Genomic DNA, 26364 nt, shown 5'->3' with positions numbered 1-26364 from the left:
ACGTGGTGCTCCATGGTGCTGACCGCAGCCGCGGACGGGTCCACCGAGTGCGTGACCGGGTCCTTCAGGAAGCGCCGCACCAGGCGGTCGACGTTTCGGTCCAGGGTGGCGGAGAAGAGCATCGTCTGCCCGTCCGCGGCGACCTGTTCGAGGAGTTCGGTGACCTGGGGCAGGAAGCCCATGTCGGCCATCTGGTCGGCCTCGTCGAGCACCGTGATGCCGACCTCGTCGAGTCGGCAGTCGCCGCGCTGGATCAGGTCCTTGAGCCGGCCGGGGGTGGCCACCACGACCTCCGCCCCGCGGTTCAGCAGCCAGGCCTGGCGGCTCATCGACGTCCCGCCGACCACGGTCGCCAGCCGCAGGTGGACGGCCCGGGCGAACGGGCCGAGGGCGTCGGTGACCTGCTGCGCGAGCTCGCGGGTGGGGACCAGCACCAGGGCCAGCGGGCGGCCGGGTTCGGCCTTCCGGCCGGCCGTGCGGGCCAGGACGGCGAGGCCGAACGCGATGGTCTTGCCGGACCCGGTGCGGCCGCGGCCCAGCACGTCGCGTCCGGCCAGCGAGTTCGGGAGCGTCGCGGCCTGGATCGGGAACGGCGCCGTGACGCCCTGCCGGGTCAGGGTGGAGAGCAGGGCCTTGGGCATCTCCAGCTCGTCGAACGCCTCGACAGCCGGGAGCGCCGGAGTGGTGCTCACCGGCATCGAGAACTCGCCCTGGGGGGAGCCACCTTGACGGCTGCTCCGGCCGCCTCCGGAGGGCCGGTCCCCGTAGAAGGAGCTGCCGCGGGAGCGGGAGTCGGCGTTCTGGTACGAGGAGCGGGTTGAGCGGGTGGGACGGCCGGAGCGATTCATGCGGTTCATGCGGAACCTTCCTCAGGGCGGCGCGTCACGAGGAAGGCTCCGTGGCGCGGGGCGCCGGTGGAGACCGCAAGGGAACGGGCCGGGAGTGTGACGGGCTGGGCCTGGACGGTGGAACCGTGCGGCACGTCACCTGCGATCGGCGCCCGCCGAAAGGAGCGGGAGCGGAGAACCCGGACCGTGGACCGCCGCGACGGGGCGCCGACCCGGGCGCGGAGCCGTGCGGCTCGCGAGGGGATGGCGGCGGGTGACGGAGTCAAGGGCTTGAATGGCCGGGGTGCGTCGTGACGCGAATGCCGAGGGGCCCGCACCGGGCATCGTGTACGCGGTGCGGGCCCCTCGCTGCTGGGCGGGTGCCGTGGCAGAAGTACTACAGCGGGCGGATGTTCTCGGCCTGCGGGCCCTTCTGGCCCTGCGTGACGTCGAACTCGACCTTCTGGCCCTCGAGCAGCTCGCGGAAGCCGCTGGCGTTGATGTTCGAGTAGTGGGCGAAGACGTCCGGGCCGCCACCCTCCTGCTCGATGAAGCCGAAGCCCTTTTCCGCGTTGAACCACTTCACAGTGCCATTAGCCATAGAGAAATCTCCTTAGAGGGGCTGTCCGGAGCACGCACGGCGCGTGCTCCGAGTCGCCGCGATGAGCGCCCACCCGGGGAAGAGCCGGGACACAAAAATGCGCCTGCGAAATACATCAGCAGGCGCACACAAAGTTCATGGGAACCACTACTGCAACTGATAACGACTCTAGCAGGCCCGGGCCCGGAACGCGTGGACATTCCACCCCGGGTTCCCGGGAGCCCTCCCCGGCCCGGCCCTCGTCCCGGCCGTCAGGGACCACCCGTCCGTGCCGGCCGGGACGGCGGGGTGGCCGACGCCGGTCCGCGAGCGGTCGGCCTGCCGCGCGACCGGGCTCTCCGGGCCGACCTGCCCCCGGTCACGAACGGACGAGGATCTTGACGGCGCCGTGACGTCAACACGCTGCTGTTGCACCAGGTCTTGGCCGAGCCGAAGTGGGCGGAGAAGCTCAGCGCCGAGGACCGGCGCGGCCTGACTGCGCTGTTCGGGTCCAACGTCAACCCGTACGGCACATTCCGCCTCGACATGGACAAGCGGATCGACTTCGGCCTACGGCTCTCCGTGCCGCACCCCCGTACCCCTGCGGACGCCGGCGACCGGCCCCGGGCGGAGAAGCGATGAGTGCCAGCGCCGCCCGGGTGAGGAACCCGTTCACCACGATCACGTCACTCAGGCCGCGGCGCGTTCAGCGAGTGGGCGGCGCCGCAAGGCGGTGTCGGTCAGTGATCGCGGAGGGAGGGAGGCGTACGGGTTGTACAGGTTCACCCCGGGCGGCACGATCTCGTCAATCCGGTCGAGCGTCGCGTCGTCGAGGGTCAGCGCGGCGCCCTTGAGGAGACCCTCCAGCTGCTCCATGGTCCGCGGCCCGATGATCGCCGAAGTGACGGCCGGGTGGGCCACGGTGAAGGCCACGGCGAGCTCCGGAAGGGTGCAGCCGATGCTCGTCGCGAGTTCGACGAGCTGCTCGACTGCGTCGAGCTTGGCGGCGTTCGCCGCAATCGCGGGATCGAAGAGTGCCGGCCGGATCGCGGCACGGCCGGTTTCCAGGTCGATCGGCTGGTTCTTGCGGTGCTTGCCGGTGAGGAACCCGAAGGCGAGCGGACTCCAGACGAGTGCGCCCATGCCGTGGCGCGCGACGGCGGGCAGAAGCGAGGCCTCGATCCCGCGGGCCAGAATCGAGTAGGGCGGCTGGGCGGTGCGGAAGCGCCCGAGGCCGCGCCGCTCGGAAACGTGGTGTGCTTCGACGATCTCATCGGCCGGGAAGTTCGAGCAGCCAAAGGAGCGGATCTTCCCCTGGCGCACGAGGTCGCTGAGAACGGACAGCGTCTCCTCGATGTCCGTGGTGTGGTCGGGGAAGTGGACCTGGTAGAGGTCGATCCAGTCGGTGTTCAGACGCCTCAGGCTGTCCTCGACCGCCTTGAGTATCCACCGCCGCGAGTTGCCACTGCGGTTACGGCCCTCGCCCATCGAGAAGTGCACCTTGGTGGCGAGCACGATGTCGTCACGGCGCCCCCGCAGCGCCTTCCCCACGATTTCCTCCGACTCGCCCTGTCCGTACATATCGGCGGTGTCGACGAAGTTGATCCCCTGGTCGAGGGCGGCGTGGATGATGCGGACACAGTCGTCGTGGTCGGAGTTACAGCCGTCCTGGAACATCATCGTCCCGAGGCAGTGGACGCTGACCTCGATACCGGTTCTGCCGAGGGTGCGGTAGCGCATGGTGATGCTTCCTTACTGGGTCAACGGATGAGGCGGACCGACAGAGCGTCGATCGCACGAGGCACCCTAGGAACTAGAGTCCCCTCTAGATCAACCCCCGATCCCCCCGGATACCCTGGTGGCATGGTTGCGGTCACAACAACTCTGAGCATCGGAGAGGTCTCCGAGCGCACCGGCTTGAGCGTGCACGCGCTGCGCTTCTACGAGCACGAGGGCCTCTTCATCAACACCGTGCGACGCGGACCTGGCGGGCGCCGCGTCTACGGCCAGGAAGACGTGGCCTGGCTGAACGTGTGCATCATTCTCCGCGCCTCAGGCATGCCCTTGACCGCGCTCCGCCGGTACGCCGACCTCGTCAGAGACGGCGCAGGCAATGAGGAACAGCGACTCGCGCTCATGCGCGAGCACCAGGAGCGCGTCACCACCGAGATCGGCAGGCTCACTGAGTCCCTGGACCTGATCAGGTTCAAGGTCGGAGTGTATGAGGACCTTGTCGACCAAGGCAGCGCCGTCGCCCACCGATGTCACGCCCCATCCCCTTCGGCTCACGAAGAACGCACGCCATTGCTTCGCCACAAAGCAGTGGTCCAGTAAGGGGTCCCAGTAGGAACGGACCGGAGAGTTCGGGTTGATGTCAGAACTTTTGACGCTCCGTCATCCCGTCGGCCAGGATGCCCTGGTGAGCGATGACCCGACGATCGGTTCCTGAAGGCGGACGTGGCCCGGTCCTGCGCCGGCCTGGACGAGCTGGCTCCGGCGGGCAGCGCGAAGCCGTAGCGGCCCAGCTTCTCTAGCCATTTCGGGTGTTGCCGCATGTCGTGTTGCAGGTCGTGCAGGCTGCTGACGCTACGTTGTGGTGGTGATCACCGAGGGTGTTTCGTCGGGTTGGCGGGTGTGCTTCGCCGATCCCGGGCGCCGCTGGCCGCAGTTCTCCGATCCCGTCGCGGTGAAGTTCGTCGCCCGGCTGCCGGAGCTGCAGCGCGCGCACGGCCGGCGACCCGGGCAGCCGTTCCTGCTGGGGCCCGGCGGCAGGCCGGACGGGCGGGTGAACGCGTTCTTCACGACGTACCCGATGACGTCGCGAGACCCGGACACCTGGCGCAAGTACGCGTACGCGCTCGGGCTGTGGCTGAACTTTCTGGCGGCGCGGGGGCAGGGCTGGCAGCAGGCGGTGGCCGCCGACGTGGAGGCGTTCAAGTTCTGGCGGATGGCTGACCCAGCCAATCCGCAGCGGGTCGCGGCCGGGACGTTGAAGGGCGACCTGGTGGCGGTGAACGTCTTCTACGGTTGGGCCGCGCGTCACCACGCGGTGGTCAGCCCGGTGGAGATGCGCGAGGTCCGCGCGCCGGCCCCGCGCGGGTCGGTGGAGGAGATCGTGGCCGGGCCGGTGGGGATCCGCAGCCGGGACGTGAAGTGGTTCACCCCGGCCGGCTACCGGCGTTGGCGCGACATCGGACTGCGGGGCCTTGGCCTGGACGGGTTGGAGGACCCGCGCTGGCGTGGGCGGGGAGAGCAACGCGACGGCGCGTTCGCCGACGGTCTCTTCGAGACCGGTCTGCGGCTGAGCGAGTGGGCCAGCGTGCTGGACATCGAGCTGCCGGGCGATGATCCGGACCGCGCCTTCACAACGCGCTGGCTGGCGGACGCCTGCGCCAAAGGTGGCCTCGGCCGGCGCTACTGGCTGCCCCGAAGCGCGCTGCTCGGGGTGCTGTCCTACAGCGAGGGGGCCCGGGCCCGGGCGGTCCGCCGCGCTCAGCGGCAGGACCGGTACGCGGCAGTGCCGGGCCGGGTCGTGGTCGAGCGGGTCCACGCGAACCGGCGCCTGACCGTGCGCGACGCCTGTGGAACCGTGAGTTCGGTGTCGCTGGACACCTTGGACCCGCAGGCTCGGCAGAACCTGTTCCGAGAGGGCGAGGCGGGGTTGGAGCCACTGGCGGTGTGGTTGAACGAGGACGGGTTGCCTCGTGATCCGCACGGCTGGCAGCACACCTTCACCACCGCCAACGCCCGGATCGCTGCCCTGGGGCTGGACGGGTTCTCGTGTTCGGCCCACCGGCTCCGCCATTCCTTCGCCCTGCGCTGGTATTCGGTGGGCAAGCTCCTCTACGACGCCCGGTTCGCCCACCTGGACCGTGAGGAACTGCGTGATTTCCGGGTGCAGTTCGGCGACACCTGGCAACTGGTGCAGACGATGCTCGGTCACCGAAGCGTCACCACCACGATGGACGTGTACTTGGAGCCCTTCCGGCACCTGGACGTCGAGCTGCTGCTGGAGCAAACGGTCGGCGTCCCGGTCGCTGCCCTGCTGGACCAGGTCTGGCACCAGCACCCCAAGGTCGCAGCCGACCCGCTGGCCGACCGGACCGGGCCTGGATTCGCGGAGATGCTTCGATGAGGGGCCGACCGGCCGCGCTGCCGGCGCCCGGCTACCAGGCGCCGGACCGGTTGCTGCTGGACGAGGGCCGCTGCACGGTCAGGTTCACCAGCGAGGACGGGCGCGTCAGCCAGGACTACGACTTCACCTGCATGCCGGTGGACCGGGAGTTGCAGGTCGCCTTCGCCCGGGCCTTCGACCGCCGCACCGGGCCGTCAGGCACCTGCAAGAGCGTCAGCTCCGCGAACGGCTGCTACTACGGGCTGCGGACCTTCGCCCAGTGCCTGGCTGGCCTGCCGTTCCCGCCGAGCCGTCCGGACCAGCTGCGGCCCGCTCACCTGGAGAGCTACCGGACCAAGTACGCGGGACAGCGCACGCTCGCGCAGCGCGTGGGCGGCGTCAAGCGGACCCTGCGGGCCGTCGAGGGCACCGGCGACGCCTTCACCGCGGCGCTTCGCAGCGGCGGGATCACCCGGGACCGCGCCCCGACGGTGTCCAGCTACAGCCCCGAGGAGTTCCGGCGGATCATGACCGCCGCCCGCAGCGATGCCCGCGCCACGGCGGCCCGCATCCGCGAGCACCGCGAACTGGTCGAGCAGTGGCGGTCCGGGATCATTGATCGCGAACTGGATTCGGAACGCTGGCAGTTGGGGCAACTGCTGGACCACGTCGAGACCACCGGCGATGTCCCGCGCATGCACCGCAGCAACGGCAACAGCTACCTGCCCTACGACCTCGCCAAGCGCTGGACGGTGCGTGACCTGATCCCGATGGTGCTTCTCACCTGGCGCGACGCGATGCCGTTCCTTGTCCTGCTGGTCGGTCTGACCGGGCAGAACGGCGGCACGATTATCGACGCCCCGGCGGCGGTGCACCGTCCGGACGGCGGCGCCGGCGGCACGGCGAGCGGCATCGTGGAGCTGGTCAAGCCCCGACGCGGACACCGCAGCCACATGCCGGTCGTGCTGGCAGACCTGCCGGACTGGCTCAGCACCGGCGAGCGCGACGAGGAGAGCGGACCGAGCCTGAGCGCGCGCGACGAACTGCACACCCCGCTGGGCGTCTTCCTCCTGACGCGCGAACTGACCGAGCCCGTGCGGCGGATCACCAGCAGCGACCGGCTGATGGCGGTCCGCGGACGCAAGGGTTTTCGCGTCGGCCGACCGTCCGGCGCCGGTCTGCTCGGCACGGCGGTCGCCGCCTGGAGCCGGCGCGCCGCACTCACCTCCACCTTCCCGGACGGGGCCGAGATGCCGCGCGACGGCGAGGTCAGCCTGCCCCGGCTGCGGCTGACCGTCCTGGAACAGCGGCAGCAGGCCATCGCGCACACCGACCAGGTCCTGGCGAACGAGTACCTCGGACGGGACCGCGGAAACATCACCGTCTACCAACAACTCGTCGCCCGGGTCCTGGACGACCAGGTCGTCCGGGCCAGGGCCAGCGCGCTGATGCCGGTGCTGACCGTCGCCGATCTGGAGCTCGCCCGCGAGCGGCCCGGGGACGTCGCCGCCCGCTACGGAGTGGAGGCCCCGGTCCTCAAGCGGATGCTCGCTGGTGAGCTGGACACCGTGCTCGGGGCCTGCGTCGACCACCGCGGCGGCCCCCATGCGCCGCCCGGTCAGCCCTGCCGGGCCTCGTTCATGCGTTGTCTGGACTGCCCGTGCGCTCGTGCGACACCCCAGCATCTGACGGTGCAGATCCTGGTCCTGGACGGTCTGGAGGCCCATCGCGCCGAGATGCCGCCGGCCCGCTGGGCCCAGCGGTTCGCGCTCCCGCACGCGCAACTGGCCGAACTTGTCTCCCGGCATTCACCCGCCGCCGTCACCCGCGCCCGCGACGAGGCCACCGATGCCGACCGTCGCCTGGCCGAGCGGTTCCTCGCCCGAGAACTGGACCTCACGTGACCGCCGAGTACGCACCTGCGCCGCTGACCTCCGTCGATGGTCTTCCCCACCCGGGGACCCCGGTCCTGATCAACCGGCCGATCAGGCCGGGCACGGACCCCGCCGGCCTGTCGGTGTTCGGCGAGGAGCGCTGGGAGTTGACGCCCGCCCTGTTCGAGGAGCACATCGCGACGACCAGCCTGAACTTTGCCCTGGTCCCCGGACCGCTGCGGCACACCGCCAAGAACTACGTCTGGCAGCTGCTGAACTGCCCGGAACCGCCCGCTCTGCGGCGCTTCACCCGCACCCGCCTGGCCGTCCGCTCCATCGTGTCGCTGTTCTCCTCGCTGACCGTGTTCCTGGTCTGGCTGGATGTCCGCGGCATCACAGCGCTGGCCGATGTCGGCCCCAATGACCTGGACGCCTATCTCGCCGACCTGCTGGAGAGCGGCACATCCCGCGACACCTTGGGCGAGCGGATCATCACCGTCCGACGGCTGTGGGCCTGGCGCGAGATGCTGCCGGCCTACGGCCGGCTCCCCGAGGCACCGCCCTGGCGCGGAGCGGACGCCGACGAGCTGATCGGACGCAAGCGACGCAGTGGGGAGAACCGCACCCCGCGCATCCCGCCGGCGACCATCGACCGGCTGATGCTGTGGTCCCTGCGGTTCGTCGAGGATTTCTCCGCCGACATCCTCGCGATCCGCGACGAATACGCCACTCTGGCTCCGCGAAGCTTCACCGACCGGCGCCGCCACGGCGGACGCCAGGGCCCGCGCACCCCCGAAGTGTTCCACGCTGACCTGCAGTCGCTCCTTCAACGCATGGCCCGCGACCGCACGGCACTGCCGGGCAAGCCCGGCCCCGACGGGCATCCGGTCCTGGACCGGCAGCACCTCGCCCGGCTCCTGAACTGCCCCACTCACTGGCTGAACCGCAACGCGAACAAGGCGGCGCTGGCCGCAAGCGGCCTGCCCATCGCCGACGCCGCCTACCTGAGCGCCCCGATCCGCTGCCAGTTGGGCGGCGAGCCGTGGCGGCCCGGGCCGATCACCTTCGCCGAGGCCCCGCACCTGATCAGGCATCTGTCCACGGCCTGCGCGGTCGTCCTGGCCTACCTGTCCGGCGCCAGACCCGGAGAAGTGCTCTCCTGGCGGCGCGGATGCGTCCGCCACGATCCGACCGCTGACCTGTGGCTGATTCAGGGCCGCAAGTGGAAGGGGGCGATCGACGAGAACGGCGAGAAGAAGCCCCAGGGCGAGGAGCGCACCGATCCGTGGGTGGTGGTGAAGCAGGTCGCCGACGCGGTGGCCGTGCTGGAACGGCTGCATGACCGGGATCTGCTGTTCCCCACGACGCTGTTCGACACCCGGGTCGCTGACGTCCTGGCCCAGAGACGGCTCGGCAAGGCCCGCACGACCCAGGTCCTCGCCCACCACATCGACCTGTTCACCGCCTGGATCGATGACTACTGCACGGCCACCGGCCGCGACGAGCGCGTCCCGCCCGACCCCAGCGGCCGCCAGATCTACCCCGTCCGCTTCCGCAGGACCCTGGCCTGGCATATTGTCAGGCGCCCGCGCGGCTTGGTCGCCGGCGCCATCCAGTACGGCCATCTCCATGTCGGAGTTACTCTCGGTTACAGCGGGACCTATGCCTCCGGCTTTCCCGACGAGCACTCCTTCGAGACCTGGCTGCTGCGGCTGGAGGAACTCGCCGACGCCGAGCACCGCCTGCGCGCCGGCGAGCACGTCAGCGGCCCCGCCGCCCCGACTTACACCCAGCGCGTCCACCAGGCGTCCCGACAGTTCGCCGGGCGCGTCCTGACCAACACCCGCCAGGCCCGTGACCTCCTCGACAACCCAACCCTGCAGATCCACGAGGGCAAGGGCATGACCTGTGTCTTCGACCCGGCGAAGGCCAAGTGCCGCCTGGGTGGCGACGAGCAAGTCCGGCGCACGCCGGACCTGACGGACTGCCAGCCCGGATGCCAGAACATCGCCCGCACCGACCGCGACATCACCGTCCTGCGGGGTCAGATCGCCGAGTTGGAAGTCCTCGTGGCCGATCCACTCAGCCCCAGTCCCCGCCAGGAGCGCGAGCGCCACGAACTGGCCCGGATCGCCGCGCTCGTCGCCGACCACGACCGGACCCGGCCGGTGACACCATGACACCCACCGCCGACGCCGACCGAGACGCCATCCGGGCCGCCGCCGACCGACTGCTCGACGGCACCCCTCTCCGCTCCACCGGCGAACTCACTGTCGTCCAACTGGCCGCCGAGGCCGGAGTCAAGCGCTGGCTGCTGACCCACAAGCACCGCGACCTCGCCGAGCAGTTCCAGGCCCGCGCCCGCCTCCTCGCCGGTGACCCACCGCCGATCGCGGCCCTGAAGAAGAAGATCGGCGACCTCGAAGACGCCAACGCCGAGCTCAGGGCGGCGGACGCCGAGCGGCAGGCGTTGACGGAGTTCTACGCCCATCTCATCAACGAGCTCTCCGTCGAGCTCGACCGCGTCACCGCCGAACGCAATGACCTCCTCGGCAACGTCCGCTCCATCTCCATGGCCCCCAGCCGCAGACCCCTCGACTGAACCCTCCCGAACCCACTTGCCGCTGGCAGCGGCCAAATCCGTCCCCGAAGCGAAACCGGTGCGTGCCATGATCGGCGCATGAGCGAGTACCTCTGGCCCGCCGACGGCATCGAAGTCGGAGCACGGGCCCAGGCGACGTGGTCCGCGACATGCCAGGCACTGCCCCTTGGAACACAGATCACTGGCGAGGTCATCGGCCGCCAGCCCTTCGGTGCCTTCCTCCGCATCGAGCACCACCCAGACGCCGTCGGACTGGCCGAGATCACCGCCATGCCCAGATGCGCGACCCTCCCGCACGTCGGTGAGCAGGTGTCGGGCGAGGTGATCTGGCATGCAGACCACAACCACCAGGTGAAGATCAAGCTCACCGAGTGGACCCTGCACGAAGATCTGCTGCCGCAGTTCGCCGCCCGCATCGGCCAGATCACCACCGGACACGTCACCAAGCTCGCGCCGATCGGAGCGTTCGTCCGCATCGCCGACTGCGTCGAAGGGCTCGTCACCCTCGCCGAACTGTCCGACGAACCCATCGAGGATCCCGCCCAGGCCATTCACGAGGGCCAAGAGCTGTCCGTGAGAATCCTCAACGTCGACCTCGAACGGCGCCGGTTCAGCCTCTCAGCGATCCGAATGCCGTAGTCCGGGCAATGATCCGGGTCCGCGGCGGTCTCACTGAAACACCGCCCGCGCGTCCCTCACCCTGAGGCAGCGGCCTCCCAGGCGGCCGTGACACATCCTTCCTCCCAGTGCCACCACTCCTTGGCCACACCATGCTCCAGGAGCTTCCGAATCCTTGGGAGGTCCGCATCCGGTGGGACGTCCAGCGCGACCATCCGATATTGCTCGATCCCCTCACCCGTCGTGCCGAGTTTGTGAAAGACCTCCAGCACGCTCTGTCGGGCGGCGGCCGAGCCGCCCTCCTTCAGCACGATCAACCGGATCGTGCAGTTCTCCGACGCCTGGACAGTCTCCCCGGCCCAGCGCACGCCCTCCTCGTCGATCTCCACCCGGATGACGTCCTCGCAGGCGATACCGCGCACGAACCAGGGGGTGTTGTCGAGCCGCACCGTCCCATCACCGAGGTCGACTGCCCACAGACTCTCGACACTCGCCGGCGGCCAGCCGTCCTCGTCCACGTCCATCCGGAAGTGGACCTTCACATGGTCGTCGCTGATGTTTGTCACCGCGCCATCATCCAGCCCGGCACGACAACATCTCCACCTCTCGCTGACCCCCGACTGGCACTGGAGACAGCATGATCAACAACACCTGCAGACCGGCGAGAGAACCGTGGAAGTTGATGTGGGCGAACTTCAGCGGGGACAGGCGGGCGATGTCGACGTCGCCGACGTGCAGGCCCTCGGCGCGCATCTCCCGGCGGATCCGGGTGGCCGCCGCCGTGTCCCGGGCGCGGGTCGCCTCTCGCAGGAGCACCCGCAGGTCCGCCAACCGCGCTTCGAGCTCATCGATGGTCTCGGCCATGGGGGAAGCCAGCGCACCAAGTCCCAGGAATTCCAAAGTAATCCAAACTTGCCCGAGATTGGGAGGCGGCCGCTGCAATCCGCGCGCTGCCACCGCCGGCTCTCCCCGGTCGGACACCTCTGTCCAGAGCCGCCCGGGTGCGGCCGGTCGGTCGGCGACGCGAGCTGTCGAGGGGGACGTGGGCGGCGGACTGGGGCCACCACCGCTGATCGACCCTGACCGCCCGGGGTTCCGGGGGCCGGAGCCCTCGGAACCGCGGCCCTTCACCCGGCGGCCGAGGCCCGGTCCGCCCCGAGGCCCGCGCCCAAGTCCGCACCCGCACCTGCGCCCGGTGCGCCGAACCAGTGCGCGAGGGAGCGGCGCAGGCTCTCCGGGCTGCCCGCCACCCAGCAGGCGTACCCGTCCGGACGGACGAGCAGTGGTTCGGTGCCCGCGGCCCGCTCCACGACGTCCACCCGGTCCCGCCAGGGGGCGGCGGCCCCGGCGAGGGTGCCGTCCGGGTCGAGCAGGAGGCCGCGGCCGGTCCGCAGGAGTTCGTACAACCGGGCCGGGCCGAGGTCGGCGTCCGGCACGGGCAGGCCGAGCAGGGGGTGGGAGCCGGCGTCGGGCATCGGGTAGCGGGTGGCCGTGCCGGCCAGCCGGTCGCCCAGGAACCGCTGTACGGAGGGGAGTTCGGCGAGGGCCGCGAAGAGCTCCCGGGTGGCGGCCACGTCCGGGTCGCCGCTGCCCGTCCAGTCCATCAGCAGGCTCTGCGCCTGGACGTCGCGGAGCACGGCGGCCCCGGCCAGGTGACGCTCGGTGTGGTACGTGTCGAGCAGGTGCCGGGGCGCCCGGCCGCGCACGACGGCGGCCAGCTTCCAGCCGAGGTTGAAGGCGTCCTGCATCCCGGTGTTCATCCCCTGGGCGCCGAACGGCAGGTGGACGTGGGCGGCGTCACCGGCCAGCAGGACCCGCCCGTGCCGGTACCGGGCCACCTGCCGGGCCGCGTTGGTGATCCGGCGGGCGTAGCACAGCTCCAGCAGTGCGACCGCGTCGCCGAACACCGCACGCAGGCCCTCGCGGACCTCCTCCTCGGTGACCGGGACATCCCTGGGCAGCGACCGGCCGGGCCCGCCCAGGGCGAGCCGGCGCAGCGGCCTCCCCAGTCCGTCGGTACCGAGGGGGAACACCGCCGCCCAGTGGCCGTCCGCCCCGCGGGTGTGCGGGGCCGGGAGGTCCGCGCCGCTCAGCCGTACGTCGGCGGCGACGGCGGTCGCGGTGCCGGCCCGGCCGGGGAAGGCGGCCTTCAGCAGCGATCGCACGGTGCTGTGGCCGCCGTCCGCGGCGACGAGGTAACGCGCCCGTACGGTACGGCCGTCGGCGAACGTCGCGGTGACCGCGTCGGCGTCCTGGGCGAGGCCGACCAGTTCGTGGCCGCGCCGCACGACCAGCCCGCGCGAGGCCAGGTGCTCCTCGAGGAAGCCCTCCAGCACGGCCTGCGGCACGGCGCGCCAGGGCTGCCGGGCGTGCGCCGAGAAACCGGTCGGCGCGGGGATCCCGGCGAAGTGGCCGGTCCCCGCCGGGTGGTCCCCGCTCGCCAGCAGTGGCTCCAGCAGGCCGCGCTGGTCGAGCGCCTCCAGGGTGCGGGTCTGCACGCCACCGGCCCTGGAGAGCGGGCTGCGCTCCGGCAGCCGGTCGACGAGCACGGTCGCCACCCCCGCCAGCAGCAGTTCGTTGGCGGCCGTCAACCCGGTCGGTCCGGCGCCGACGACGAGTACCTCGGTGTCCATGCTTCTTCTCCCCGGTGGTTCGGTTCGACGGCGCCGCAGGGCGGTCGGCCGCAGGGCCGGCTCCCGGCCCCGGGACCAACGCTCCGGCCGCCGCGGGCTGCGGACCACTGAGCGGCCCGGTCCTGTCGAGATCCGACGCCGACTACCCTCGGCGGAGTGGAATCCGACTTCGACCTGTTGGACCGTCAGCTCGTGCACGCCCTCGCCGTCGACGGCAGGGCCCCGTTCAGCACCATCGCCCGGGTCCTCGGGGTTTCGGACCGCACCATCGCCCGCCGGTACGCCAGGCTGCGCTCGACCGGCGCGGTCCGGGTGGTCGGCGGCGTCGACCCCACGGCGCTGGGCGCGGTGCTATGGCTGCTGCGGGTGCGGTGCGCCCCGTCCGCGGCGGTCGCCGTCGCCGAGGCGCTCGCCCGGAGGCCCGACACCGCCTGGGTGAACCTCACCTCCGGCGGCGCCGAGATCACCTGCACGGTGCGCACCGAGAGCCCGGCCGACACCGAGGCGCTGCTACTGGCCCGGCTCCCGCACACCCCGCGGGTGGAGGGGGTGAGCGCGTACTCCGTCCTGCACACCTTCTACGGCGGCCCGGACAGTGTGATCGGCAAGCTCGGCCCACTGGCCCCGGAGGCCGTCGCGGCCCTGCGGCCGCGCCGGCTCCCGCACCGTCCCGGCCCGGTGCGGCTCGACGACCACGACCGCAGGCTGCTCGCCGCGCTCGCCGCCGACGGACGCGCCGACTACGAGCAACTGGCCGCCGCGACCGGCTGGTCACCGCCGACGGTCCGCCGACGGATGACCGAACTGCGCGAGCGCGGCCTGCTCTACCTGGACATCGACTGCGACGGCCGCCTGCTCGGCATCGGCCCGCGCACCCAGCTCTGGTTCACGGTCGCGCCCGCCCGGCTGGCGGAGGTCGGGGAGGCGCTCGCCACCCACCCCGAGATCGCCTTCGCCGCCGCGACCACCGGTCCGACCAACCTCTACGCCAGCGCGCTCTGCCCCGACCAGCGCACCCTGTACCGGTACCTGACCACCCGGGTGGCCGCCCTGCCGGGCGTCACCCGGCTGGAGACGGGACAGATCATCCGGACCGTCAAGCAGGCGGCGAGCCGGCCGCCGGGGCCGCCGCGGCGGCCGTAGGAGCCCGGGCACGGACGGCGGCGGCGCGCCCGCAGCCCCAGCCGCCGGCCGCCGGTGCTGCGCTACCGCTGCTCGGCGGACGCTCCCGCCCCGGTCAGCTCGTTCGGCGGCTTCCTCCGCCAGGACCTCGAAGCCGTCACCGCGGGCCTCACCCTCGAATGGAGCTCCGGCAGGGTCGAAGGCAACGTCAACCGGATCAGAACGTTCAAGAGAGCCCCGGAGGTCGCTATCTCGTCTGCACCCGGACATCGCACGACGGGCCTGCCTCAGAGCAACTCGAAACCACCAGTGCTGACGAAGCGGCCGTCATGGCAGAACGACTGGTGCACGCCGGCGGCTGACCTCAGCGGCCGAGCCGTGGCATTACGCCCGTTCACGGAACAGCGGTCAGAACCTCGAATTCCCCCGGCCTCGCTCTCAACTCCTCAGACAGTCGCCCGTCGAAGCGAGTGAGGACTTCAGCGAGCAAGGGTGCAGGCGCTCGGCTCGCACCACAGCGGGGGCGACGAGCTCGGCCTGATTGCGGGTAGCAGGGGCGACGTCACTATGCTGCGGCTTTCAGGAATGATCACTGTTCCCTCGCCGAAAAGGACCCTGATGCCCGCCACCGCCCACCCGGCCACCGCCAACGAGCGTCTGGACCCACAAGAGATGGTCGTCCTGCACCGGGTCTTCCGCCGCGAGATACCGCTCCTGGCCGGCCTGATCGAGGCTGCCGTCCCCGGCGACCGGCGGCGCACCGCTGTGCTCGCCGACCACCTCGACCTGGTCCTCGGCGCCCTGGGCGAGCACCACGAGGGCGAGGACGACCTGCTGTGGCCCAGACTGCGCGAGCGCGCCGCTCCCGGCGACGACGTGGTCGCGCGGATGGCCGACCAGCACGAGGCCATCGCCGGCGCGCTCGACACGGCTGCCGAGCTGTCGCGCCGCTGGCGCGCCCGGGCCGACCGTGACACCGCCCTGCGCCTCGCCGAGGCCCTGCGGGTGCTCGACCGGCACGCCGCCGACCACATGGACGACGAGGAGGAGCACCTCCTGCCCCTGATGGCCGACCACATCACACCCGGCGAGTGGTCCGAGGTCGGTGAACGCGGACGTCGCAGCGTGCCCAAGGCCAAGCTCCTGATCTTCCTCGGCGCGATCCTCGAGGACGCGACCGCGCAGGAACGCCGGCTGTTCCTGTCGCAGATGCCCGCCCCGGCCCGCGTGCTGTGGCGCACCGTCGGCACCCGTCTCTACGACCGCACCACCACCCGCGTCCGCCGGAGCGACGCCTTGGCCCCGCAGGTGTAGCGCCGATCCCACGGGTGGGAGGGCGGGGTTCGAGGCCCTCCCATCAGCACGGCGGGGAATCGCGCGGGCAGCTCTGAGGAACACCCGAGCGTGGGGTGGGGATCCTCGACACCGCCCGCACCAACCGGCTCACTGAAGAACCGCGGAAGAGGCCTGCCGGCCGGCCCTCCGCCGCCCGCGCCGACCGTCCCCCAAGCAGACCAGCGGCAAGAGGAGCGCCTCCCCTCCCCGCGAAGCGGACCAGGGCCACCGGCAAGCGCCAGCAGCTTCGCCCGGCGGACGTGGTCGGCCACACCCCGGCGGGCCACACCCCCGGCGCACGCTCTCGGCGTGCGCTGCTACCGTCCCAAGACCCGAGCGACCGGCTCCTGCCGCCAACCCGGCCTACGTCTGCGGACCTTGGCAGACGTGTTCGCCTACGTGCAGGCCGACGGCGTGGTGCTGCGGCAGTCGGCCCCACCCGGGGGTTGACGGGGTGGAGGTGCTCGTGCGGTGGCACTGGCTCCGCGCCGAGCGGGCGCGGGGCCGCGCGCTCAGACGGTGTCGTCGCGCATTCGGCACGCCGGGCGACGGACGGGAGACCGCGGGGTGTCGGCCCCGTCCCCGCGGAGCATGAGCAGCGCGGCGACCGGGTGCTCGCGGACACATACAGGGCGAGATCAGCGGCCGTCGGGCCTCGTGCAGGGAGGTGCGAAAGCTGCAGCACACCCGCGACGACGACGAGGTCGAAGAAGAGTTCGGTCCAGGAGGCGTGCCGCTCCACGCCACCTGCCGACTCGGCGGAGTTCATCAATGTTATGAGGCGATCATCGGTCATGCTCGGCCGCGAACGGGCCGTCGGCGTGGCCTGCTTGACCTGCGGGGTCGGTCCCCGCAGAGTCGGAGCGCGGTGACGTGAGGCCGCGGTGGTCCGCCGCCGCGTCCGTCGAAGCCGCTCCGGGCTTGCCGGGCGGGGTATCGACGTGAGGGAGCGGATGGTCCGGTGGTTGCCGACTTGCTCGTGATCGGTACGGCCATCACCCTCGGACCGTTGCACAACACCGCCTTCATCCTTCTGCTCTCGTCACGGCGCGGCGTCCGCAAGGGCCTCGCCTTCCTGCTGTCCTGGCTGGCCAACCTGGTGGCGGTCATCGCCTGCGTTCTGCTGCTGACCGGTGGGACACCACCTGTCCACCACAGCTCGCCATCGAGTGCGGCCCTCGCCGCGAAGCTCGTGATCGGCGTCGGCCTGGTCCTGTTCGGCGGCTACCGGAGTCGGCAGCCTCCCCACCCCTACCGGCCGCCGAGCTGGACGGGACGCGTTGACAACGCCGGGCTCGGGACCGCCGCCGGACTCGCCTGGCTGCTCCAACCCTGGGCCCTGGTCGGAGCCGGCGCCGCCACGGTCGTCGATGCCGACCTCTCCTCCCTCTCCACCTGGCTCGACCTGACCGGCTACTGCGTGCTGGCCACCCTCAGCCTCCTCGTGATGGAGTTGTACTCCGTCTGGGCCCCGGAAACCTCCCACGCCCGGCTGAGCGCCCTGCGGACCTGGCTCGAGCAGCGCCAGGACCAGCTGATCATCACCCTCTCCCTCCTGGCCGGCCTCTGGCTCACCGCCAGCAGCATCTATTACCTCGTCGCCTGAGCGGCGGACCCGTCAGGCGGCCTCGAGTTCGTCAAAGGCCGACTGACGCAGGCCAGTCCACCCCCGCCGAGCACATGGCTGCGGCACGTCACGCTGAGCTGCGAGATCAAATCCGTTCATTCGCAGCTGAGTTGATCCCCTCAGGGCGTCTCGCCGCAGCGTGGGTCCGACGGCCGCCGTTCCGGTCCCTACGTGGCCCCCGACTCGCGCGCTTCGATCAGGAACCGCAGCGCGGCGGGGCACCGGACGGAGGAGCGACGCAGGTGCCGACCGGACGTCTCGACGGCCGCGACTTCGCGCACGTTCTCCAGCGAACCGACGGCGAAGGACCGTCCAATCGTCACTCTGAAACGATCAGGCAGTCGCGTCGGGGGTACGCCACGTCCAACAGGCCCTGGATGAACCGGTCCAGATCGTCGAGGCCCGCGCTGGCGAGGGTGGCTGGGCCGGCGTCCAGCAGGTGGGGGATGGCGGCGTGCAGGGCGAGGGTGACGGTGGCGGCCCGAAGCGGGGTTACGGGCAGTCCAGCGGCTCGCTGGGCGTGCTGGAGGCCGGCGAAGTCGGCGGCGGCGATCTGGTCGAGGACGGCCGACAGCCAGGGCCGGCGGGCTGCCTCGGCCTGCAGCTCGAGGTAGGCGAGCATTCTGGTCCGGCCTGGTCCGGAGACGTTCTCCAGTAGCCCTCGGAGCATGGCTGCCAGGCCTTCGCGGTCGGTGGGGCGGGCTCCGGAGGCTGCCAATTGCGCCGCGACCGCGCGGTACTGTTCCGCACATCGCTCGGCGACCGCGCCGAGTAGGGCGTCGCGGGTCGGGTAGTAGTTCTTCGTGGTGCCCAGCGGCACCCCGGCCTCGGAATCGACGGCCCGGTGGGTCAAGCCGCGCCCGCCCGCCCCGGCCAGTACCTCGATGGCCGCGTCGCGAAGTCGATCTCTTCGGTGCTGATTCACAGTCAGTTCTCCCTGCATGAAAGCTACTTGTCCATTCTACCCCGGCCGTGGTACCACATCTGTGGTGGCCCGAGCGGCGGGGGCGGGCAGTCCGGGGAGGTGCTGTGGCCGGAGTCGTCGCCAGCGGCGGACCGGGGGCGGCGCAGCGGTCAGGTCGCGGGCAGCGGTGCGCTCGAGTTGCCGGCGTGCTGCTCCAGCGGGCGGCGAAGGGGAAGCGGTGGACACACGTCTCGGCGGTCGCCGGAGAATCGGCCGGCCGACCCTGCCCGAGCATGACGGTATGTCGGCACGTGGTCTCGAGGGAGTGCTCGGGTGGCAGCTTCGCGGTGCAGTGATCGACCAGGGGTGAGGCGATGATCCGCATGGGGGTGGGCGAGCCGAAGCGGCTGGGGCCGTACCGGCTGGTGGGGCGGTTGCCCGACGGCCCGCTGGGCGGCCCGGTCTACCTGGGCCGACGTCAGGGAGGCGTCCAGGCGTCCGTCATGGTGGTGCCGGTGGCGCTGGCGCGGGACCTGCGGTTCCGAGCGGACGTGGGTTCGGCCCTGGCGCTCACCGGCGCGGGCCTTGCGCCGCTGCTGGGCGCCGATCTGGACGGTCCCGTGCCATGGCTTGCCGATACCTTCCTCCCGGCGGTGACGCTTCGTCAGGCGGTCGAGCAGTACGGCCCGTTGCCGTGGTCGAGCCTTTCGGTGCTGGCACCGGGGCTCCTGGAGGCACTCGCGACCGTGCACTCGGCCGGGTTCGCGTACGGCCTGCTCACTCCTGGCACGGTCCTGCTCGGGGTACGCGCGCCGGTCCTGGCGGCCCGGGTGTCGGGGGCGGCGGCGCAGGCGGACGACGTGCCGGATCTGGCGGCCGTTCTGGAGTTCGCGGCCGGTGGGTACGTCGCACCGGCGAGCGTCCTGCTGCCGCTGCTGGAGGAAGCCGTCGACGAGCTCCGGTCCCATTCCGGTCCGGAACCGCTCGAGCGGGCCGCCGTCGGGCGCCTGGTCGACCTGCTCGGCGGTCCCGTCGCCGCTCCGGGTGGCGACTGGCTGCCGGCGCCCGTCGCCGCGGCGGCTGCAGCTGTCGCGAGGGTCCCCGGGCCAAGCCGTCGTACGTTGCTCGTGGGTGCGGTGGGCGGGGCCCTGGCAGTGGGCGGCCTGGCGACCGCGCTCGCCTGGCCGAGCGGCTCCGGGGACGGTGCACCGGCGCCCGCGCCCGTCGACGCGTCCTCGGGAGGCTCACCTTCGGGCGCGTCGCCTTCTCGCGGCTCACCTTCGGGAGGCTCACCTTCGGGTGGGTCGCCGGTAGGGTCGCCGTCCACGGCCAGGGAGGTCCGGGTCGACCTGGCGGGCGTGCAGCCGGCCACGGCCTGGCAGGTCGTCCTCCAGGACGAGCCCAGCGACCTGGCGGCCTCGGACACGGTCGTCGCCCTCGCCTCGCAGAAGTCGACCCTGTTCGTCGACCGTGACGGCAGGCAGGTGTTCAGCCCGCACTCCCTGACCGTGTTCCCGACGTCATCCGGACTGTCGCGGATGACGTCCGCCGACGGGGTGTTCTACGTCCTGGGCGACGTCCGCGGCCGAGAACCGGCCCTGGCCGCGCTGGACGCGCGCACCGGAGACCCGAAGTGGGCGATGTCGCTGCCGGCCCTGCTGGGCGCCGAGAACCGGCCGGCCGCCGTAGCGGTGGCGGGAAGGACGGTGTACGTGGCCGCGGGCAAGCTCTCGCTGGGCGCCGACATCAACACCCCGTCCACCTACACCGGGGTGCTCGCCGCGTTCGACGTCGCCGACGGCACGATGCGGTGGAAGACCACCGGCACCGATCTGAGCAACATCCTGGTGCCGCCGAGCGGGAACCTGCTCCTGGCGGCCAGCGCCGTCGACAAGCCCGACGGACAGGTCGTCATGCTCGACGCGGGGGCGAGCGGTGCCCGCGGCTGGAAACAGACCGTGCCGAACGGCCGGTGGTACTACCAGCCTGGCCCCGCGATGACCTGCTACGCGGGCGGTCTGTTCGTGTTCGGCGCCGACCGGATCGTCGCGGCCGACCCGGCGACCGGAAAGCAGGTCTGGGACCTGCGGGCCGACGAGCAGCCCGACGTCCGCTTCGGCACTCCCTTCGCCAGCCCGGACGGCAGGAGCGTCTACGTCCCGGTCGGCCAGGACCTGGTCGCCCTCGATGCCGCGAACGGCAAGGCCAGATGGGTGGCCACCCTCCCCAAGCACGTCCTGTGGACGGCCGGCCTCTCCCTCAACGGCGTCCACGCCCGGTGTTCGGCCGACACCGTCATCGCCACCGACTCCCAGCGGAACCTGTGGGCGATCGACGCGGACACCGGACGGGCCCGGTGGAAGTACAACGACCCGGCCGCCCCGCCGGTCGGGTTCCGCTGGACCGTCGCAGGCGACCGGGTCTACGTCTCCTCCAACCTCACCCTCACCGCGATCGCCACCCACGGCTGAAGCTCGGCCGAAGGCGCCCGCACCACCCACTCGGAAGGGACACCGCACATGGTCGACCTCGCACTGGCCGCACTGGCCGCAGCGGCTGCCGGCAAGCTCGTCGAGCTGCTGACCACGGACGGCTGGGAAGCAGCCAAGGCGTCGGTCCCCGCGCTGTGGCGGCACGCGCGTGCCGAGCAGGTGCACTCGGACCTCACCGACACCCGGCTTGCCCTGACCCAGGCCACGGACGAGGGCACCGCGGTGCAGCTGCGGGTCCAGCTGGCGCAGGAATGGCAGGACAGGTTCGCCCGCCTGCTCGCCGACCGGCCGGAGGCCGCCGAGGAGGTGCGCCGGGTCGTCGACGCGCTGAACGCGCCGGCCGCGCCGCAGGTCACCATGCGCATGGACGTGTCCGGCGGGGGCGACGGCTACATGGCCGCCCGAGACATCACGGTCAACCGGCGCGACCAGACGTGAGCGACCCGGACCGACCGACACCGGATCCCCCGCCCGGCGGCCCCGCGGCCGACGGCGGGGAAGGGCCTGCCACACCGCCGGCCGGCCTGCACCTGGAGGTCACGCACGGACGCGACGGCTACCTCGCAGGCCACGACATCGTCGTTCAACACTTCGGCACGGGGGCCCGTCCTGCGTTCCGGACGGGCCGGGACTCAACCGTGTGCCCCTACCCGGGCCTGGCGCCGTTCGGCGAGCAGGACGCACGGTGGTTCCACGGCCGGGCCCACGCGGTGGAAGCCGTCTGCGCCCGGCTGGAGGCCCGGACCGGCACCGCCACCGGCCCGCTCGTCGTGATCGGCCCGTCGGGCTCGGGCAAGTCCTCCCTGCTCGCCGCCGGCGTCCTGCCCGCGCTGGCGGCCGGCCGGCTCGCCCGTACCGGGTCACGCGACTGGGCGCACGCCACGCTGACGCCGACCGCGTCCCCCGCGCTCGCCCTGGCCGCCGCCGCCGGGCTGGACCCGGAGGAGGCCCGGTCGGCGGCAGCCGACTGGCTCGGCGACGCCGAGCGGTGCGCCCGCGAGTTCACCGCGCGCGCCGGCTCGACCGGTCCGACGGCGCCGGGCGGCCTCGTGGTCGTGGTGGACCAGCTGGAGGAGCTGTTCACCCTGGGCGCGGACTACCCGGAACGCCAGTGGTTCATCGACGTGCTGGACCTGCTGTCCCGGCCCGCCGCCGGCCGGCCCCGGGTCCTGGTGCTGCTGGCCGTACGGGCCGACTTCTTCTCGGCCTGCACCGACCACCGGCAACTACGCACCGCTCTGCGCGCCGACCCCGTCCTGCTGGACCCCATGACGACGGACGAACTGGCCGAGGCCATCCGCAGACCCGCCGCGGACGTCGGGCTCGCCGTCGAGGACGGCCTCGTCGACGTCATCCTCGCCGAACTCGACGGCGCAGCGGCCCCGCGCGACCCGAACAGCACCTGGAACACCGCGGCCCGGACCAGTCGACTGCCGCTGCTCGCCCACGCACTCTGGGCCACCTGGTTCGCCCGCGACGGGGACGTGCTGACGATCGGCGGCTACCGACGCACCGGAGGGATCACCGGAGCCATCCGCGACACCGCCGACGCACACTACCTGGGGCTGTCGCCGAAGGCGCGGGACATCGCCCGCCTGGTGTTCCGGCAGTTGGTCATCGTCCGGATGGACGCCGATGACGCCCGGCGGAGAATGCGCTACCAGGACCTGCTGGACGTCCTCCCGGACCCCGAAGCCGGCGCCGAGGTCATCGAACTCTTCACCAACGCCAGGCTGCTGACCCAGGACCAGGACCACGTCGTCCTGACCCACGAGGCCCTGATGCGGGCCTGGCCGACCCTGCGCCAATGGATCGAGGACGACCGGGCGGGCGCACTGGTCCGCCAGGACCTGGAGGAGTCCGCCGCCGCCTGGGCGCGTGAGGGACGGGAACGCGCGGCTCTGCTCCGGGGCACCCGGCTGGAGGCGGCCGACACCTGGTCGACCGCACACCCGAACGAGCTGAGCCCGGGCGCGCTCGCCTACCTGAACACGGCCCGGCGGCAGGAGCGCCGCGCCCGAACCCTGCGGCACGCCGCGGTGGCCGTGATCACCGCACTGGCCGTCCTCGCCTCCACAGCAGCCGTCGTCGCCATCCGGCAGGACGCCGGCGCGCGAGCGGCCGCCGCCCGCGCCCTCAGCGAGCGGAACCGGGCTGTCGAAGCCCAACTGGCCGCCGAGACCCTCCAGTACGCCGCCACCGACACCGCACAGTCCTCGCGACTCGCACTCACCGCCTACCGGCTCTTCCCCACGGCGCAGAGCGCGTCGAGGCTGCTGAGCACGCAGAACACTCCGACGTCCACCAGGGCACGGGCGCCCGGGGCGAGGGACTCCGTCAAGACGGTCGCCTACAGCCCGGACGGCCGGACCATGGCGGCCGGGAACCTCACGGAGCCGACGGTGCGGCTGTGGGACGTCACCGACCCGGGCCGGGCCGTGCAACTGGGGGAGCCGCTGCCCGAGGATCCCGGCGTGGACTCGATCCGATCGGTGGCCTTCAGCCCCGACGGCCGCACCCTCGCCGTCGGCGGCCACAGCGGCGACCACACACGCGACGGCATCACCGGCGAAGGCGTCCTCGACCTGTGGGACGTGAGCAACGCCGCGCACCCCCATGCCCTCGGCACGGTCCAGCAACTGCCCTGGGGGGCCGTCGAGTCGGTGGCGTTCAGTCCGGACGGGCGCGTGCTGGCCGCGGCGGACTCCGGCGGACAGGTCCGGCTCTGGAACCTCACCGGCCCCGGCCGACCCGAGCCGATCGGCACCCCCCTGTCCGGCCCGGAGCATCCGGTCCGGTCCGTGGCGTTCGGTCCGGACGGGCGCGTGCTGGCCGCGGCGGACTCCGGCGGACAGGTCCGGCTCTGGAACGTCGCCGATCCCGGCCGACCCGCACCGGTCGGCGTTCCCCTGGCCGGCCCGGAGTCCGCGGCGACCACCGTGGCGTTCAGCCCGGACGGGCGCACCCTCGCCATCGGCGGCACGGACGCCGCCGTCCGGCTCTGGGACGTCACGGAGCCCGGCCGAGCCGCGCAGATCGGCGCACCCCTGACCGGCCCGGCGAACGCGGTCCTGTCGGTCGCGTTCAGCCGCGACGGGCGCACCCTGGCCGCCGCGAGCGCCGACCACGCCGTCTACCGGTGGAACGTGGCCGCGCCCAAGCGGGCTCTCCCGCTCGGACAGCCGCTGGCCGGCCCCGGCGGCGCCGTCCTCTCGCTCGCATTCAGTCCGGACGGACACACCCTGGCGGCCGGCAACATCGACGGCGCGGTCGACCTGTGGCACCTCCCGCCGACCCTGCTGGCCGGTGCGGGCGGCAACGTCAACGCCGCGGCGTTCAGCCCCGACGGCCGACTGCTCGCGGTGGGCAGCCAGAGCGGGACCGTCAACCTCTGGAGCCTGGCCGAGCGGGAACGCCCGGCTCCGCACGGCAAGCCGCTGACCGGTACCACCGCGGCCGTGGACTCGCTGGCGTTCAGCCCCGACGGGCGCCTCCTGGCCGCCGGCGACGGCGACGGCACGGTACACCTATGGGACATGTCCGACGAAGCCGGGCCCACCGCGATCGGAACCCCGTTGTCCAACCCCGGCGGACGAGCGATGTCGCTCGCCTTCACCCCTGACGGCCACACCCTCGCGGTCGCGGCCAACGGCACCTCGCTCACCGGCGTCAGCCTCTGGAACCTGTCCGACCCCCGCAAGCCCATCTCCTCCGGCGGTATCACCACCGACGGCACCCGGAGCGTCTTCACCGTCGCGTTCGCCTCCGACGGACACACCCTGGCCACGGGCGGCGACAGCAGCAGCAGCCAGATCGGGCTGTGGCGGGTCCGCGACAGCGAGTCCGTCCGCCTCGGGCAGCCCCTCCAACAGCCCGCCGGATCGGCGCTGTGGGCGACCTTCAGCCCCGACGGCCGCACCCTCGCCGTAGGCAGCAGCCAAGGTGTCGTCACCCTCTGGAACACCGCCGACCCCGACCACCCGGTCCCGCTCGCCAGCCCCCTCACCACGACCGGACCCGTCTGGGCCGTCGCATTCAGCCCCGACGGCCGCACCCTGGCGGCCACCCTGCACGCCGCGACCGGCGCCCTCGTCCGCTGGGACATCAGCGACCGGACCCGGCCCACCCCGATCGGCGATCCCCTCACCACCAGCACCGGGCCACTCACGGTCACCGCCTTCAGCCCGGACGGCCGTACCCTCGCCGCCACCACCGACGGCGGCGCGGTAGGTCTGTGGAGCCTCGACGCCGAGCAGGTCGCTGCGCAGGTCTGCGCGACCTCCGGCCCCCTGGACGACCAGCAGTGGGCGCACCTGGTGGCCTCCCTGCCGTACACCAGCACGTGCTGATTCATCGGGTCCCGCCGTGGCCGGAGTGGACAGTCCGGAGCGGCCTCGGAGATCCCAGGGGCGCGGGCGGGTACGACCTCGACGTGGTCAGGGGTGTCCCACTGCTGTTCGACCCGGACCGGCCGGATGCCGGCCAGGATGAGGCCCGCGATCACCGCCTTTGCGCGTCCCGGCCTACCAGCAGTTTCTCGTGCGGTCCGGCGACGGCCAGCATCGCGGCCTTGACGGACAGGGAGCTGCCGCAGGTGGAGAAGAACGTGTGGTCGGCGCCGACGGCCTCCGCCATCAGCTCCTGCGCGTGCCGGAGGATGCCGCGGGAGTCGGTTCGGTCGTCCAGTCCGCCGGTGGCCAGCACGTCTGCGCGGAAGACGTCCGCGCCGAGCGTCCGCAGGACGCGGGGATCGCTGCCCCGGCCCTGCTTGTGGCCCGGTGGGGTGAACACCGTCAGCGGGTCGGCGTGGAAGGCCGCGAGGGCTTCGAGTGCCGGTGCCTGGGACTGGTCCGTGCCGGCCGCGTCTGCCCGGCGGCCCGAGCAGGAAACGGCGGTAGCGGCGGCCCTCGCCGTCTCCTGCCTGCCGAGCCCGCGGGCTCAGGAACCGGGCTCCGGCTCGGGCTCGTCGGACGTGTTCGGGCGGACCGTCGGCCGAGGCGCCCCGGCGCCGCAGCGCGGTGCCCGCTGCCGCACCGCTCCCACCTGCGTCGATGCCGGTGAGGGCGGGGGCGCGTTCACGCACGAGGATCCGCCGCTGTGTCCGGGTGTTCCCGCGGGCCGGGGGGAAAGACGCCTCAGCGGGTGGCAGCAGCGGGGAGAGGAGTGCGGTGGGTATGGCCGGCAGGCGGAGAACACGTGGCCCGCGGCGGCACTCGCGGCCGCCGGGGATGGACGACGCGACGGTGGCGGCCCTGGGGCTGCTGTCCGAGGCACTGGAGACGACGGAGCGGGCACGCGGGCGCCTGTACGACTTCCACCAGCTGACCGGCGGCGCGGACAAGGCGGTCGGAGAGGCGGTCCGGCTCCTGCGGCAGGCCGGCCACGGCACGGAGGCCGACCTGGTCGAACGCGAGGTGCGGGGCGCCGACGTCCTGCCGGGGATGTGGACGTTCGAGATCGTGGAAGCCTACGACGACGGCTACCACCAGCGGTTCCTCGAGGTCGAGCAGCAGGTCCGCGAAGCCCTCGCGGGGGATCGCGACCACATCGCGGAGGCCGAGATGAAGCAGCGCCGCGAGACGACCTGAGGGGCCCGCCGGCTCGGCTCTGCGGCGAGGCATGGAGCTCCGAACGTG

General features: G+C 72.2%; 22 protein-coding genes and 1 pseudogene. 14 read left to right on the top strand and 9 right to left on the bottom strand.

The window, feature by feature from the left end; genetic code table 11:
* On the bottom strand, positions 1-848 hold an 848-nt coding region (locus AB0N04_RS35190; protein WP_360218826.1), incomplete at its 3' end, for a DEAD/DEAH box helicase.
* A gap of 376 nt (positions 849-1224) precedes the next feature.
* Positions 1225-1428: a cold-shock protein gene (locus AB0N04_RS35185; protein WP_030916923.1), complete on the bottom strand. Its 204-nt coding sequence runs from the start codon at positions 1426-1428 to the stop codon at positions 1225-1227.
* 408 nt (positions 1429-1836) lie between these two features.
* Here AB0N04_RS35185 and AB0N04_RS35180 point away from each other — a divergent pair, with 408 nt between their 5' ends.
* Entirely contained in the window at positions 1837-2049 is a 213-nt protein-coding gene (locus tag AB0N04_RS35180; protein WP_360218823.1) for a hypothetical protein, read from the top strand.
* A gap of 48 nt (positions 2050-2097) precedes the next feature.
* Here the strand turns inward: AB0N04_RS35180 and AB0N04_RS35175 are convergent, their stop codons facing one another.
* Positions 2098-3147: an aldo/keto reductase gene (locus AB0N04_RS35175; protein ID WP_360218820.1), complete on the bottom strand. Its 1050-nt coding sequence runs from the start codon at positions 3145-3147 to the stop codon at positions 2098-2100.
* Between the two features lie 123 nt (positions 3148-3270).
* On the opposite strand from AB0N04_RS35175, the gene AB0N04_RS35170 reads away from it, so the two are divergent.
* The 6 genes from AB0N04_RS35170 (at position 3271) to AB0N04_RS35145 (ending at position 10636) form a co-directional block, all read left to right on the top strand.
* Positions 3271-3741 (top strand): MerR family transcriptional regulator, encoded by a 471-nt coding sequence (locus AB0N04_RS35170; RefSeq protein WP_360218817.1) that lies wholly within the window; start codon positions 3271-3273, stop codon positions 3739-3741.
* 262 nt (positions 3742-4003) lie between these two features.
* The gene (locus AB0N04_RS35165; RefSeq protein WP_360218814.1) at positions 4004-5542 is read left to right on the top strand and encodes a site-specific integrase; all 1539 of its coding nucleotides are present in this window, start codon (positions 4004-4006) and stop codon (positions 5540-5542) included.
* Positions 5539-7425 carry a hypothetical protein gene (locus AB0N04_RS35160; protein WP_360218811.1) on the top strand — a complete coding sequence of 629 codons (1887 nt, stop codon included), beginning with the start codon at positions 5539-5541 and terminating at the stop codon, positions 7423-7425. Before AB0N04_RS35165 ends, AB0N04_RS35160 begins: the two co-directional genes overlap by 4 nt.
* On the top strand, positions 7422-9575 hold the full coding sequence (locus AB0N04_RS35155; protein WP_360218808.1) for a site-specific integrase: 2154 nt from the start codon (positions 7422-7424) through the stop codon (positions 9573-9575). Before AB0N04_RS35160 ends, AB0N04_RS35155 begins: the two co-directional genes overlap by 4 nt.
* Positions 9572-9997: a hypothetical protein gene (locus AB0N04_RS35150; protein WP_360218805.1), complete on the top strand. Its 426-nt coding sequence runs from the start codon at positions 9572-9574 to the stop codon at positions 9995-9997. The genes AB0N04_RS35155 and AB0N04_RS35150 overlap by 4 nt, the downstream gene beginning before the upstream one ends.
* Positions 9998-10075: 78 nt before the next feature.
* Positions 10076-10636, top strand: coding sequence for a S1 RNA-binding domain-containing protein (locus AB0N04_RS35145; RefSeq protein ID WP_360218802.1), 561 nt, complete (start codon positions 10076-10078; stop codon positions 10634-10636).
* A gap of 56 nt (positions 10637-10692) precedes the next feature.
* Here AB0N04_RS35145 and AB0N04_RS35140 read toward each other — a convergent pair whose 3' ends face one another.
* The 3 genes from AB0N04_RS35140 to AB0N04_RS35130 form a co-directional block, all read right to left on the bottom strand.
* Entirely contained in the window at positions 10693-11181 is a 489-nt protein-coding gene (locus AB0N04_RS35140) for a DUF4265 domain-containing protein (RefSeq protein ID WP_360218799.1), read from the bottom strand.
* Positions 11182-11188: 7 nt separating this feature from the next.
* Complete coding sequence (locus AB0N04_RS35135; RefSeq protein WP_360218796.1) at positions 11189-11479, bottom strand: hypothetical protein; 291 nt, start codon at positions 11477-11479, stop codon at positions 11189-11191.
* 263 nt (positions 11480-11742) lie between these two features.
* Positions 11743-13248: an FAD-dependent monooxygenase gene (locus tag AB0N04_RS35130; RefSeq protein ID WP_360218793.1), complete on the bottom strand. Its 1506-nt coding sequence runs from the start codon at positions 13246-13248 to the stop codon at positions 11743-11745.
* Between the two features lie 156 nt (positions 13249-13404).
* On the opposite strand from AB0N04_RS35130, the gene AB0N04_RS35125 reads away from it, so the two are divergent.
* The 3 genes from AB0N04_RS35125 to AB0N04_RS35115 all read left to right on the top strand — a co-directional run bounded on the left by AB0N04_RS35125 (position 13405) and on the right by AB0N04_RS35115 (position 17311).
* Positions 13405-14391, top strand: coding sequence for an AsnC family transcriptional regulator (locus tag AB0N04_RS35125; RefSeq protein ID WP_360218790.1), 987 nt, complete (start codon positions 13405-13407; stop codon positions 14389-14391).
* Positions 14392-14988: 597 nt separating this feature from the next.
* Positions 14989-15684 (top strand): hemerythrin domain-containing protein, encoded by a 696-nt coding sequence (locus AB0N04_RS35120; protein WP_360218787.1) that lies wholly within the window; start codon positions 14989-14991, stop codon positions 15682-15684.
* 982 nt (positions 15685-16666) lie between these two features.
* Positions 16667-17311, top strand: coding sequence for a GAP family protein (locus tag AB0N04_RS35115; RefSeq protein WP_360218784.1), 645 nt, complete (start codon positions 16667-16669; stop codon positions 17309-17311).
* Positions 17312-17499: 188 nt separating this feature from the next.
* On the opposite strand, the gene AB0N04_RS35110 is transcribed toward AB0N04_RS35115, so the two are convergent.
* Both AB0N04_RS35110 and AB0N04_RS35105 read right to left on the bottom strand, forming a co-directional pair.
* Complete coding sequence (locus AB0N04_RS35110; protein WP_360218781.1) at positions 17500-17655, bottom strand: hypothetical protein; 156 nt, start codon at positions 17653-17655, stop codon at positions 17500-17502.
* Entirely contained in the window at positions 17652-18257 is a 606-nt protein-coding gene (locus tag AB0N04_RS35105) for a TetR/AcrR family transcriptional regulator (protein WP_360218778.1), read from the bottom strand. Before AB0N04_RS35105 ends, AB0N04_RS35110 begins: the two co-directional genes overlap by 4 nt.
* 353 nt (positions 18258-18610) lie before the next feature.
* On the opposite strand from AB0N04_RS35105, the gene AB0N04_RS35100 reads away from it, so the two are divergent.
* The 3 genes from AB0N04_RS35100 (at position 18611) to AB0N04_RS35090 (ending at position 25077) form a co-directional block, all read left to right on the top strand.
* The gene (locus AB0N04_RS35100; RefSeq protein WP_360218775.1) at positions 18611-20707 is read left to right on the top strand and encodes a PQQ-binding-like beta-propeller repeat protein; all 2097 of its coding nucleotides are present in this window, start codon (positions 18611-18613) and stop codon (positions 20705-20707) included.
* Between the two features lie 48 nt (positions 20708-20755).
* Positions 20756-21166, top strand: a complete 411-nt coding sequence (locus AB0N04_RS35095; protein ID WP_360218772.1) for a hypothetical protein — start codon at positions 20756-20758, stop codon at positions 21164-21166.
* 200 nt (positions 21167-21366) lie between these two features.
* Positions 21367-25077: a WD40 repeat domain-containing protein gene (locus AB0N04_RS35090; protein ID WP_360218769.1), complete on the top strand. Its 3711-nt coding sequence runs from the start codon at positions 21367-21369 to the stop codon at positions 25075-25077.
* Positions 25078-25172: 95 nt separating this feature from the next.
* Here AB0N04_RS35090 and AB0N04_RS35085 read toward each other — a convergent pair.
* Positions 25173-25525, bottom strand: a pseudogene (locus tag AB0N04_RS35085) (ornithine decarboxylase); the annotation flags it as partial.
* Between the two features lie 431 nt (positions 25526-25956).
* On the opposite strand from AB0N04_RS35085, the gene AB0N04_RS35080 reads away from it, so the two are divergent.
* A complete protein-coding gene (locus AB0N04_RS35080; protein WP_360218766.1) occupies positions 25957-26316 on the top strand; it encodes a hypothetical protein in 360 nt (119 codons plus the stop codon).
* Positions 26317-26364: the final 48 nt, after the last annotated feature.

It is taken from the genome of Kitasatospora sp. NPDC051702 (genome assembly GCF_040681575.1).
Classification (GTDB): Bacteria; Actinomycetota; Actinomycetes; order Streptomycetales; family Streptomycetaceae; genus Kitasatospora.
The sequence above is the reverse complement of the archived record's forward strand: the minus strand, read 5'-3'. Positions and strand labels throughout refer to the sequence as shown.

Excerpts from the sequence above, each read along its gene's own strand:
- AB0N04_RS35120 (WP_360218787.1), top strand. The coding sequence starts at position 14,989 with ATGCCCGCCACCGCCCACCCGGCCACCGCCAACGAGCGTCTGGACCCA.
- AB0N04_RS35135 (WP_360218796.1), bottom strand. The coding sequence starts at position 11,479 with ATGGCCGAGACCATCGATGAGCTCGAAGCGCGGTTGGCGGACCTGCGG.
- AB0N04_RS35170 (WP_360218817.1), top strand. The coding sequence starts at position 3,271 with ATGGTTGCGGTCACAACAACTCTGAGCATCGGAGAGGTCTCCGAGCGC.
- AB0N04_RS35095 (WP_360218772.1), top strand. The coding sequence starts at position 20,756 with ATGGTCGACCTCGCACTGGCCGCACTGGCCGCAGCGGCTGCCGGCAAG.
- AB0N04_RS35185 (WP_030916923.1), bottom strand. The coding sequence starts at position 1,428 with ATGGCTAATGGCACTGTGAAGTGGTTCAACGCGGAAAAGGGCTTCGGC.
- AB0N04_RS35100 (WP_360218775.1), top strand. The coding sequence starts at position 18,611 with ATGATCCGCATGGGGGTGGGCGAGCCGAAGCGGCTGGGGCCGTACCGG.
- AB0N04_RS35160 (WP_360218811.1), top strand. The coding sequence starts at position 5,539 with ATGAGGGGCCGACCGGCCGCGCTGCCGGCGCCCGGCTACCAGGCGCCG.
- AB0N04_RS35175 (WP_360218820.1), bottom strand. The coding sequence starts at position 3,147 with ATGCGCTACCGCACCCTCGGCAGAACCGGTATCGAGGTCAGCGTCCAC.
- AB0N04_RS35080 (WP_360218766.1), top strand. The coding sequence starts at position 25,957 with ATGGACGACGCGACGGTGGCGGCCCTGGGGCTGCTGTCCGAGGCACTG.
- AB0N04_RS35150 (WP_360218805.1), top strand. The coding sequence starts at position 9,572 with ATGACACCCACCGCCGACGCCGACCGAGACGCCATCCGGGCCGCCGCC.
- AB0N04_RS35130 (WP_360218793.1), bottom strand. The coding sequence starts at position 13,248 with ATGGACACCGAGGTACTCGTCGTCGGCGCCGGACCGACCGGGTTGACG.
- AB0N04_RS35145 (WP_360218802.1), top strand. The coding sequence starts at position 10,076 with ATGAGCGAGTACCTCTGGCCCGCCGACGGCATCGAAGTCGGAGCACGG.